The sequence below is a fragment of the Phenylobacterium sp. genome (genome assembly GCF_024508875.1).
Taxonomy (GTDB): Bacteria; Pseudomonadota; Alphaproteobacteria; order Caulobacterales; family Caulobacteraceae; genus Phenylobacterium.
This window is the reverse complement of record NZ_JANINU010000043.1, coordinates 1-10,978: the sequence shown is the minus strand read 5'-3', so window position 1 is coordinate 10,978 and position 10,978 is coordinate 1. Positions and strand designations below refer to the sequence as shown.

The following is a 10,978-nucleotide window of genomic DNA, read 5'->3' as shown; positions in this document are numbered from 1 at the left end:
GCCAGGTAGAACCGCGTCCACGGCCAGCCGCCCAGGTCGCGCAGGCTGTCGGCGTCGATCACCACCACGTGCACCCGGCGCGAGATGTCGGGCCCGGGGGCGATGTTCTGGTAGAGGTCGTACAGCGGCTGGCGCAGCAGGCCGCCGCCGAACAGGAGCAGCAGCGCGACCGCGAGTGCGGCGCTCAGGCCGGCGATGCGGACCCGCAGCCTGGCCGCGGGCTCCAGTTCGCTCAGCGCGCTGTTCGCGGCCTCGGACACGGCCTCGGCGCGCGGATGTCGTCCGAATGAGAAGCGCCGGGCCTGCGGATCCCGAACCGGCCGTCGCGACCCGTTCGGCGCAGGCGGGGGCTCAGACCGCGACCTCGAGTCCGTCATAGGCGCAGATCACTTCCAGGGCAGGGCGGTCGGCGCGCACCAGTTCCTCGTAGCGCACGGTCTCGGCGTGCATCCGCTGGATGTCCGCGTCGGTGTAGGTCGGCTCGTGGTGGAACAGCGCCAGGCGCCGGGCGTGGGCGGCGTGGCAAAGGTCGACCGCCACCACGTTGGACGAGTGGCCCCAGTCCTGCTTCAGGCTGACGGTGTCGCCCAGCGAATACATGGTGTCGCAGATCACGAGGTCGGCGTCCTTGAAGAAGGCCTCGAAGGCCGCCTCGGACTCCATGTTGTCGATCTTATGCTCGCTGTCGGTGGAATAGATGGCGGCCCGGCCGCCCTTTTCGAAGCGGTAGCCGTACGAGTCGTGGCTGTGGTGCTGGGCGCAGAGCGTCACCGCCACGCCGCCGACGTCGAAGGTCTCGCCCGGCTTGTGGACGACGAACTCGAACTTGGCCCGCAGCCAGTCGAACGGCACGGGGAAAGAGATCTCCTCCTGCTGCCGGCGCAGGGCGGTCTCGGCGTCGGCATGGCCCGAGTGGATCACGATCGTCGCGGCGGGGTTGAAGGCGGGCCCGAAGAACGGGAAGCCCATGATGTGGTCCCAGTGCAGGTGGGACAGGAAGAAGTGGTAGGCGGGCGGATGGCCGCCGGCGATGCGCCGGAACGAGTCGATGCCGAACTCGCGCAGACCCGAGCCCATGTCGCAGATCAGGAAGGTCCCCTCGGCCCCCTCGATCTCGACGCAGCTCGTCGCGCCGCCATAGGCGCCATAGGTCGCGAAGTCCAAGGATTGACGTGCGAAGGCGTCGGCCTCCGCCGCGTCCGCGAACGATCGGCCGCCGGCCGCCACGAGCGCCTGCGCGATCTTGGCCTGGATCACCTCGGCCGTCGGCGCGACCGGCAGCGAGCCGCGCGTGCCCCAGAAGCGTACCCGCATCACCCCTCCGCCGCTCAGGCGTCCGCGTCGACGTCGTCGACGATCTTGAACAGCTTGTCGTACCGGCTGATGGCGAAGATCTCGCGCATCCGCTCGTTCGGCGCGGCCAGGGTGATCGGCGTCGCCTCGCCGGCCTCCCGCCGCGCGATGGTCAGGGCGCGCAGGCCGCGCGAGGACATGTATTCGAGCGCGCTGAGGTCGATCACCAGCGGCGCGCCGGCGGCGGCGGCCTCGCGCACCACCGCGGTCAGGTGCGCGGAGAACACCTCCCAGGTGGTCTCGTCCACGCGTCCGATGGGCGCGCCCACCAGTCTTTCGCCCGCCCGGCGAACCTCCCAGCCCAAGTCCATCAAAGCCCCCGACATGCGCCGCCCCTGTCCGCGGTCGCTTCCGGCAACCTGACGGCGCCCGGTGAAGGCGCGCAACAGGATTCGCGCCCTGGGGGCACGGGCTGAGCAGTCTTCGCGAAACGACGCTCTCCATTCCGGCCGGCGCCGGCCCGCCCGCGAATCCCTTCCCGGTATTGTTGCAGCCGCGTCGCCGTCGCCTCCAGCGCGTTGCCGCTAGCCCCGGAAAAACCGGCGTCGGCGTCAAAATGGGCCGTCTCGCCGCTGCCGGAAACCCGTTGCGCCGTAAAGACTTCGCGCTTTCCACGTCCATTTCGTCGCGGTTTGGCGGAACAATGAAATTCCTGTGGCGAAGCTGAAACAAACGGCTTCAATATCCCCGCACTCAGGACGGCCCGCCAACGAGGCTGCCGAGGGGAGGAAAATCGATGACCAAAGGCAGGTTCTTCTGCAGCGCGTCCGCGCTTGCCGCCATCCTGGCGGCCGGCGCCTCGCAGGCGGCATACGCCCAGGCCCAGCCGGGCGGCCAGTCCGGCCCGACCGAAATCACCGAAGTCGTCGTCACCGGCTCGTTCATCCGCGGCACGCCGGAGGACGCGGCCCTGCCCGTCGACGTGATCGGCGCCGACGAACTGCAGAAGCAGGGCAACCCCAGCCCGGTTGAACTGGTGAAGTCGCTGACCGTCTCGAACGGGGTGCTGGGCGACACCAACCAGTTCGACGCACGCGCCCAGGGGGCGGAGGGCTCGGCCACGGTGAACCTGCGCGGCCTCGGCCCGGCGCGCACCCTGGTGCTGTGGAACGGCCACCGACTGGTCAACGCGCCGACCCTGAACGGCGCCTCGCCCGACCTCAACGTCCTGCCCTTCGCCGCGGTCGGGCGGATCGAGGTTCTGAAGGACGGCGCCGCCGCCACCTATGGGTCCGACGCCATCGCCGGCGTGGTCAACTTCATCACCCGCAAGAACACCGACGGCCTCGAGCTGTCCGGGACCTACAAGTACATCGACAACGCCTCGGGCGACTGGGACGGGCACGCGGTCTTCGGCAAGGAGTGGGGCGCCCTGTCGCTCCTGCTGACGGGCGAATACCACTACAAGTCCAAGCTCAGCGTGGGCGAGCGCGACTTCACGCGCCCGGGCTATTTCACCAGCCCCGAAAGCGGCTTCTCGTCGGGCAACGCCACGACCGCGTTCCTGCCGCTGGCGTCGACGGCGGCGGGTGGCTTCACGCCGGCCGCCGGGCTGCAGCGCGACGCGGGGTGCGCCCCGCTGGGCGGCATTCCGTCGTTCAGCGGCGCGACGCCCACCTGCATCTTCAACTACACGCCGTACGACAACATCCAGGAGACCGAGAAGCGCTTCGAGCTGTTCGGCGAGCTCAACTACGACATCAACGACGACACGAAGCTCCACCTGGAGGGCTTCTATTCCGAGACCGACACGCCCGACTGGCATACCTCGCCGTCCTACCTGGCGCTGCAGGTGCCCACGGCCACGACGAACCCGGCGTTCGCGTCGGGGCTCAGCGCCGGCTATTTCGTGCCGTCCACCAACCCCGGCTTCCAGCTCTACCGGACGCAGAATCCGAGCCAGATCCCAGCGGCGGCCACCGGTGCCTACATTCCTGGCGTGCTGTACCGGCCGCTGGCCATGGGCGGGAACCCGCTGTTCGGCGACGGCTCGTCCACCGGCACGCGCAAGTTCAAGGCCTATCGGGTGTCGGGCGGGATCACCGGCAAGTTCGGGCCCGACATCGGCTATGATTTCAACGCCACCTATATGCGCGAGGACCTGACGCGGACCGGCTACGACACCATCGTCAGCCGCTTCCAACTCGCCCTGCGCGGCCTGGGCGGCGCGGGCTGCAACCCGACCACCGGCACGCCCGGCGTCGGCGGGTGCATGTGGTTCAATCCGTTCTCGAACGCGATCCAGTCGAACTACATCACCGGCCAGACCAACCCCAACTACTCGGCCGCCGTGGCCAACAATCCCGACCTGATCCGCTGGTTCTTCCAGAAGACCACCACCGAGGCGCAGGCCGAGGTGTTCGTGCTGGACGGCGTGTTCAACGGCGAGCTCTCCGGGATGGAGCTGGGCGGCGGAACGGTCGGCTGGGCCGTCGGCGGCCAGTACAGAAAGCAGAAGTACCAGGCCGAGTATGACCCGCTCTCCGACCTGACCGTCACGCCCTGCATCGATACGCCGGTGACGGGATCGACCACCTGCACCGTGCGCAACGGCCCCTACATGTTCCTGGGCGGCGCCACGCCGGCCCATCTGTCGGGCAGCAACTGGGGCGCCTTCGCCGAAGTCAGCCTGCCGTTCACCGACAGCTTCCAGGTGCAGGCCGCCGCGCGCTACGAGGACTACGGCTCCAAGGGCGGTTCGACCTTCAATCCGAAGGTCTCGGCCCGCTGGCAGATCGCCGACGCCTTCGCGATCCGCGGCTCGATCGGCACCACCTTCCGGGCGCCGCCGCTGACCTCTCTCGACGCGGGCCAGGTGACCAGCCTGCAGTTCCTGGGCGGCGCCTTCCGGGCCGTGGACGTCCAGGGCAACCCTGACCTGAACCCTGAGAAGGCGACCACCTACTCCGTGGGCGGCATCGTCAACGCCGGGCCGTTCAAGGCGACGATCGACTACTGGAACTTCGACTTCAAGAACCCGCTGGTCACCGAGCCGGTGGGCGGCATCTTCTCCACCCTGTTCCCGACGGCCACGGGGACCGGCAACTGCGGCCAGACCGCGCTGGCCGGCCTGCAGTCGCGCTTCACCTTCAACGGCGCGTGCAGCGTGGCCAACCTGTCGCGGATCCGCACCCGCTACATCAACGGCCCCGGCGTGAAGACCGACGGCATCGACATCCTGGGGACGTACAACGTCGACGACTTCTTCGGCGCCCGGCTGCAACTGGGCACGTCGTTCACCTACGTCCGGAAGTATTCGGTCGAGGCCACGACGGTCGAAGGGGTGACGGTGTCGGCGGCGTTCAACGGCGTCGGCAAGCTGAACTACCAGACCCAGATCTATCCGATCCCGCGCTGGAAGGCCCAGTTCTACGTCGAATACAACCGCGACATCCACACCGCCCGCCTGACGATGAACGCGGTCGACAGCTACGTGGACCAGCGGACCGCGCCGTTCCCGCCGAACGTGGTCCGCGACAGCCTCAACAATGCGGTGCCGCTGACTAACGCGGGTCAGAAGATCAAGACCCAGACCACCTTCGACTTCACCTATCGCGTCATGCTGCCGTGGGAGACGACGGTGCTGGTGGCCGTGGACAACATCTTCGACGAAGACCCGTCCTTCGCCCGCCTGGACCTGGGCTACGACCCGTTCACGGGCGGCGCGCTGGGCCGGACGGTGAAGCTCAACGTCACCAAGAAGTTCTAACCGCAGTCCCCAAGCTGCGTTGCTCACTACGCCGCCGGCTCACGCCGGCGGCGCTTTTCTTTTGCGCCAGGACGCGGCCAAACCCCGCTTTCGAAGAGGCGGGCGAATATGTGTTCCGCCTGCAACGCCCGGAAATACCAACTTATCGAGATTCACCTGGGAAGCGAGCAAGCGTAAGTATCGGATAAAACACACATTATCATCAGACGATCTCTCTGCGGGGAGCTGGCAGAATTCCGAAGATTGGTATGTTCTGCCGCGAAAATTGCTGGCGCGTCGGAAAAAGCCGGAGGATCATCGTTTCGCCAAGGCCATGGAATCCGCACGCCAGAGGCGGGTCGGGCCTTCGGGGAGGAAACCATGAACAGACGCAGCAAACTCTGCGGCGGCTCGATGCTGGCCGTCGTGTTTTCCCTGGGCCTCGCGGGCGCCGCGGCGGCCCAGTCGGGTCAGGCCGCTCCGGCCGAGGTGGAGGAGGTGGTGGTCACCGGCTCGTTCATCGCCGGCACGCCTGAGGACGCCTCGCTTCCGGTCGACGTGACCACTGCCGCCGACCTGCAGAAGCAGGGCTCGCCCTCGGTGGTCCAACTCGTCAAGTCGCTGCCGGCGGCCGCCGGCTCGATCGGCGAGAGCAACCGCTTCCTGGGCAATACCGCCGGCTCGGCCACCGTGAACCTGCGCGGCTTCGGCTCGAACCGCACGCTGGTGCTGATGAACGGCCGCCGCATGGCGCCGTCGCCCGGCACCGTCGCCCTGGCCGGTGTCTACGACATCAACCTGATCCCGAGCGCAGCGGTGGGGCGGATCGAGGTGCTGAAAGGCGGCGCCGCCGCCACCTACGGGTCCGAAGCGATCGGCGGGGTCGTGAACTTCATCACCCGCAAGGACCTCGACGGCTTCGAGTTCACCGGCAACTACAACTTCATCGACGGCTCCAAGGGCGACTACGACGTCAGCGTCGCCTGGGGGAACAGGTTCGACCGGGGCTCGATCCTGCTGACGGCGGGCTACCGCCGACGCAGCGAACTGCGCACCACCGACCGCGACTGGGCGCTGCAGCCCAACCCGAACAACCCCCTCGGCGGCTGGTCGGGCGCCAGCAACCCGGGCGCCTACCAGTTCTTCGCCGTCGGCACGCCGACGGGCGCGGTCAACCTGGGCGGCGGCGTCTTCGGACAGCCCGCGGCGAGCGCGACGAACCCTGGACGCAGCATCACGCTCACCACCTTCAACGACGCCGGCTGCACCGAGCTCAACGGCTTCCGCAACGCGGCGGGTAGCTGCCTCTTCCAGTACAGCCGCTTCGACAACCTCGTGAACGACGAGGATCACTACCAGCTCTATGGCGAGGTGAACTTCGAGGTCACCGAAGACATCAACTTCCACGCCGAGGCGTTCTGGTCGCGGCACGACGTGCCCGACGAGCGGGTCTCGCCGACCCAGTCGACAATCGTCTTCCCGACGCCGATCGCGGCCTCGGGCGGCTCGCCCGGCGGCGGCACCTCGCCGTTCCCGGCCCTGGCCGCGAACGAGGCCTCGCGCTTCTATATCCCGTTCGCCAACCCGGGCCTGCAGGCCCTGTTCGCCTCGGGCTGTTCCGGCGTCGTCGGCGCGACGGCGGCGGTGACCTCCGCGGCGGTCTGCACCGGCATCCAGAACGGCGTGGTGACGTCCCAGACCGGCTGGCGGCCGCAGGCCTATGGCGGCAACCCGCTCTATCCGGACGGCGCCGACCACGAGCGCCGCGCGGTGGATGCTTTCCGCGTCTCGGCGGGCTTCAACGGACGGATCAAGGACTGGGTGAACTTCGACGCCGCCGTCACCTACATGGACTCGCGCGGCACGTTCGAGACGCCGGACGAGGTGACCAACCGGGTCCAGCTTGCGCTGCGCGGCCTGGGCGGCCCGGGCTGCAACCCGAATACCGGCACGCCGGGCGCGGGCGGGTGCCTGTGGTTCAACCCGTTCTCCAACGGCATCCAGAAGGACGCCGTCTACGGCTCGACCAACCCCTACTACAACGCCGCCGCGGTCCCTTCGAACACCAACACCCGCGAGCTGTTCGACTGGATGCACCAGACGATCGTCGCGGAGAACACCTCCCAGACCCTGGTTGGCGATCTGGTCTTCTCCGGCAAGGCGCCGATCTCCCTGCCGGGCGGCGACGTCCAGTGGGCGGTGGGCGGCCAGTTCCGCTACGACCGCCTGGCGGTCCAGGCTGGGGACGACCGGTTCAACATCGACGCCAATCCCTGCGTCGACGACCTGGACGATGGCCTGCCCCGCTGCCGCACGGCGACGGGCGTCACGGACTTCGTGGCCAGCGTCCGCGAGAGCGACATCGACCGCAACGTGAAGGCCGTCTTCGCCGAGCTGAAGGTGCCGCTGCTCGACACCGTCGATCTGACCTTCGGCATCCGCCACGAGGACTTCGGCGGCACGATCGGCTCGACCACCAATCCAAAGGCCGACGTGCGCTGGCAGATCGTCGACTGGCTTGCCGTCCGCGGCACCGTCGGCACCACCTTCCGTGCGCCGCCGCAGGCCGCCGTCACGCCGGGCTTCGCGCGGATCAACAGCGCCTTCACCGACCCCACCTCAGGCGCGACGCTGTACCGGCCGGCCGACACCTACGGCAATCCGGACCTCAAGCCCGAGACGGCCGACTACTACAGCGTGGGCGCGATCCTGAACTACGGCCCGGTCAGCGCCACGGTCGACTACTGGAACTTCGCCTTCAAGAAGGAGCTCACCACCGAGACGGCGGCGCGCATCTTCACCAGCATGTTCCCGTCGGCCAACGCAGCCGGCTGGCAGTGCACGAACGCCGCGCTCCGCGGTCGCTTCACCTTCGCCACCGGCACCACGTTCGTGGGGCCCGACGGCAGCAACTGCCACCCGTCGAACCTGCTCGCCGTGCGGTCCAACAACATCAATGGGCCGAACGTCGACACCTCGGGCGTGGACTATCAGGTCAACGTCCGCCTGCCCGACTACGGCGACTTCCGCTTCGACGCCGGGTTCGAGGGCTCGTACCTCATCGAGTACAAGCGCGGCGACCTGAAGACCCTGGAAGGGACGGTGATCGAGGCCGCCCTGGACCGGGCCGGCAAGTCCGAGCTTGTCTCGGCCTTCTATTCGTACCCGCGGATGAAGGCGAACCTGTTCCTCAACGCCAACCTGAACGGCGAGCATAACCTGCGCGCTACGCTCCGGTACGTCTCCAAGCTGAAGGACCGGAACCACGACATCGACCCCGCGACCACGGGCGTGCAGGAGGCGACGATCAAGTCCTACTACCAGCTCGACCTCGTCTATCAGGCGACGCTGCCGTGGGACACGACCCTGACGGTGAAGGTGGACAACGTCTTCGACAAGAATCCGCCCTTCGCCTACAGCCAGTACAACTACGACTACACGCTGGCGAACCCGCTGGGACGCGTCTTCGGCCTGGGCCTGAAGAAGCGCTTCTAGACCTTCCTCCCGGAAGGCGGCTTGGGGGCGCTGGCGACAGCGCCCCCTTTTCGTCGTCATTAAGGCCGGGCGTGCTTGGGCAGCGCCTTGATCTCTTCCGGCGTCAGCTTGCGGATCTTGCTCACCGGGCAGCGCTGCGGGCCGATCGTCGAGGGCGAGATGATCTCGGCGTCCATGCCCGAGCAGATGTAATTGCCGCCGCGCGAGACCAGGGCGATGCGGTTGTTCCAGTCGACGTCGTTGCAGCGCCCGAACATCTCGAACTGGTAGACGTCCTTCACGCCCACCCGCACGTTGACGACCCGGTTGTCGTTCGAGGCGAAGCTGTTGACCTGGTTGGCCCAGAAGCACTGGCTCTTCGGCTTGGCGGCCGGGGCCGGTTCGGTGGGAGACTTTGCGAGCGCCGGCGCTGCGGCGACGAGGCCGAGCGCGGCCAGGGCGGCGGCGAGCGCCAGTTTGGCGATGCGGTTCATGGCGGAGTCCTCTGGCCCCAGATGTCCCCCGAGACGGCGGCACTATAAGGGCCATCCCGGGGCTTAGGAACGGCGCCGCGCCTCACGCAGGGCGAAGCGGCCGGGCGCCACGAGATCGGCGGCGTCCCGGCTGATCGGGCTCGGCGCGCCGGCGGCCAGCGCGGCGACGTGCTCTGCCAGCAGGGGGGCCAGCGAGAAGCCCCGCGAGCCGAATCCCGTCAGCGCGAACAAGCCTGGCTCGATCTCCCCCGCCACGGGCAGTCGATCGGGGGTGACGGCGCGCACCGAGGCCCGTCCAGAGAGCGGCAGCGCCGCGGCCCGGGCGCCGAGGGTCGGCAAGGCGGCGCTCAGGGTCGCGAGGTTGCGCGCGTGGTCGCCCTCCCGCAGGTCGGTTCCGGCGTCGTCGCGGTCATGGGTTGCGCCAAACAGCAGGCCCTGCGGCATGGCCAGCGCATAGCCGCCCCACGCCACGGCTGGCGCGGCCAGGGGCTCCGTCGTCCAGGTGGCCTGGCCGCGGACCGGCTGGAGGCGCAACGCATCCGGCGCCAGATCGCGGGCGGCGAGGGCGTTCGCCAGGATGACGGCGTCGGCGCGCACGATCTCGTCGCCCGCGGCGTCGCGCAGGCTCCAGCCGTCCGGGTCCCTGACGAGGGCCGCGACGCGCGCGCGGACCGCCGCGCCGGTCCAGGCGGCGAGCACCGCGGCAGGCGCGATCACCAGCGCCCCGCGCTGGTCGAGGGCCGGTGGCGCACCCTCGCCCAGGCGCGCGCCGACCTCTTGCGCTGACAGCATCGCCAGCGCGCCCGGTTCGAAGACGTCGGACGCGGCGATGCGGGCGTAGCGGTCGACATCCCGCGCCTCGGCGGCGAGCTGGAGCACGCCGCGCGACAGGACCGCGTCAGGCAGGGCCTCGTACAGCGCCACGGCCCGGCCGAAGGCCTGGGCGAACAGCCGCGAAGCCTCGCCCAGTCCGGCGTCGAGTCGCGGCGTGACCAGGCCCGCCGGGTTGCCCGACCCTCCGTCGCCGGGGCGCTCGGCCTCGATCACGACGGCTTCGCAGCCCAGGGCCCGTAGCGCGCGGGCGGCCGAAGCGCCCGCGACGCCAGCGCCTACGACCGCGACGCGGCGAACGGCTCGCGGGCTGGCCTCTCCCGGAAAGCGAGCCTCCAGCCGCTCACGCTTGCGGCCGAAGCCGGGGCGCTTCTCAACCGCGAAGCCGGCGGCAGCCAGGCCGCGGCGGACCTGGCCGGCGACGGTGAACGTCGCCGCGCGCGCCCCCGGGGCTGAGCGGCGCGCGACGAGGTCCAGGATCTCGTCGCGCCACATCTGCGGGTTCAGGGCGGGCGAGAACCCGTCGAGGAACCAGGCGTCGGCCAGCCCCGACCATCCCTCGAGGGCGTCGGCGACGTCCATGACCGCCAGATCGAGCACCGCGTCGAGCTCGGGCAGGTCGACGCGGTGGCGGCCTCGGGCGCGGCCGGGCCAGCGCGAGGTCAGCAGCGCGACGGTCTGCGACAGCTCCGGCCAGCGGGCGAGGGCGCGGGCCGCCTCGTCGGCGGTGATCGGGTGCGCCTCGATGGAGAAGATGTGGAGCTGCCCGCCCGGGGGCCGATGCCGCCGCCACAGGTCGAGAAGGGCGGCGATGTTCAGCCCCGTGCCGAAGCCGAGTTCGCCCACCACGAAGCGGCGCCGGCCGCTCCAGGCCTCGGGCAGGCCGCAACCTTGCAGGAAGACGGCGCCGGTCTCGGCCAGGCCGTCCTCGGCCGAGAAATAGACGTCGCCGAACAGGGCCGAGCGTGGCTGGCCGTCATCGGTCCAGGCGAGGGGACTCGTTCCCGGCGGGTCGGCGGTCATGGGGGTGTCCGGAAACGAAGAAGGGCCGCCCCAGGGGCGGCCCTTCCGTAACGCGTATCCGCGTGAAGAAGCTTACTTCTTCTCGGGAGCCGGGGCGGCCGGAGCGGCGGCCGGG

General features: G+C 69.4%; 7 protein-coding genes. 2 read left to right on the top strand and 5 right to left on the bottom strand.

All coding sequences use genetic code 11. The annotated features are described in order from the left end of the window. From Q0L11_RS04755 to Q0L11_RS04745, 3 genes are all read right to left on the bottom strand, one after another. The coding region (locus Q0L11_RS04755) for a CHASE2 domain-containing protein (protein ID WP_296595733.1) at nucleotides 1-260 on the bottom strand (260 nt) is incomplete at its 3' end. 91 nt (nucleotides 261-351) lie between these two features. Continuing rightward, on the bottom strand, nucleotides 352-1,314 hold the full coding sequence (locus Q0L11_RS04750) for an MBL fold metallo-hydrolase (protein WP_296595731.1): 963 nt from the start codon (nucleotides 1,312-1,314) through the stop codon (nucleotides 352-354). Nucleotides 1,315-1,328: 14 nt separating this feature from the next. Continuing rightward, on the bottom strand, nucleotides 1,329-1,679 hold the full coding sequence (locus tag Q0L11_RS04745; protein ID WP_296595730.1) for an STAS domain-containing protein: 351 nt from the start codon (nucleotides 1,677-1,679) through the stop codon (nucleotides 1,329-1,331). Nucleotides 1,680-2,089: 410 nt separating this feature from the next. Here Q0L11_RS04745 and Q0L11_RS04740 point away from each other — a divergent pair, with 410 nt between their 5' ends. Together Q0L11_RS04740 and Q0L11_RS04735 are read left to right on the top strand one after the other, a co-directional pair. After that, nucleotides 2,090-5,062 (top strand): TonB-dependent receptor, encoded by a 2,973-nt coding sequence (locus Q0L11_RS04740; RefSeq protein WP_296595729.1) that lies wholly within the window; start codon nucleotides 2,090-2,092, stop codon nucleotides 5,060-5,062. A gap of 360 nt (nucleotides 5,063-5,422) precedes the next feature. Then, nucleotides 5,423-8,536, top strand: coding sequence for a TonB-dependent receptor (locus Q0L11_RS04735; RefSeq protein ID WP_296595728.1), 3,114 nt, complete (start codon nucleotides 5,423-5,425; stop codon nucleotides 8,534-8,536). Nucleotides 8,537-8,595: 59 nt separating this feature from the next. Here the strand turns inward: Q0L11_RS04735 and Q0L11_RS04730 are convergent, their stop codons facing one another. After that, nucleotides 8,596-9,009: a DUF6491 family protein gene (locus tag Q0L11_RS04730; protein WP_296595727.1), complete on the bottom strand. Its 414-nt coding sequence runs from the start codon at nucleotides 9,007-9,009 to the stop codon at nucleotides 8,596-8,598. A gap of 63 nt (nucleotides 9,010-9,072) precedes the next feature. After that, nucleotides 9,073-10,863 carry a tRNA (5-methylaminomethyl-2-thiouridine)(34)-methyltransferase MnmD gene (gene mnmD / locus Q0L11_RS04725; RefSeq protein WP_296595726.1) on the bottom strand — a complete coding sequence of 597 codons (1,791 nt, stop codon included), beginning with the start codon at nucleotides 10,861-10,863 and terminating at the stop codon, nucleotides 9,073-9,075. Nucleotides 10,864-10,978: the final 115 nt, after the last annotated feature.

What these genes read in the sequence shown, in the direction of transcription:
- Q0L11_RS04750 (WP_296595731.1), bottom strand. Translation starts at nt 1,314, where the DNA reads ATGCGGGTACGCTTCTGGGGCACGCGCGGCTCGCTGCCGGTCGCGCCG.
- Q0L11_RS04745 (WP_296595730.1), bottom strand. Translation starts at nt 1,679, where the DNA reads ATGTCGGGGGCTTTGATGGACTTGGGCTGGGAGGTTCGCCGGGCGGGC.
- Q0L11_RS04740 (WP_296595729.1), top strand. Translation starts at nt 2,090, where the DNA reads ATGACCAAAGGCAGGTTCTTCTGCAGCGCGTCCGCGCTTGCCGCCATC.
- Q0L11_RS04735 (WP_296595728.1), top strand. Translation starts at nt 5,423, where the DNA reads ATGAACAGACGCAGCAAACTCTGCGGCGGCTCGATGCTGGCCGTCGTG.
- Q0L11_RS04730 (WP_296595727.1), bottom strand. Translation starts at nt 9,009, where the DNA reads ATGAACCGCATCGCCAAACTGGCGCTCGCCGCCGCCCTGGCCGCGCTC.
- mnmD (WP_296595726.1), bottom strand. Translation starts at nt 10,863, where the DNA reads ATGACCGCCGACCCGCCGGGAACGAGTCCCCTCGCCTGGACCGATGAC.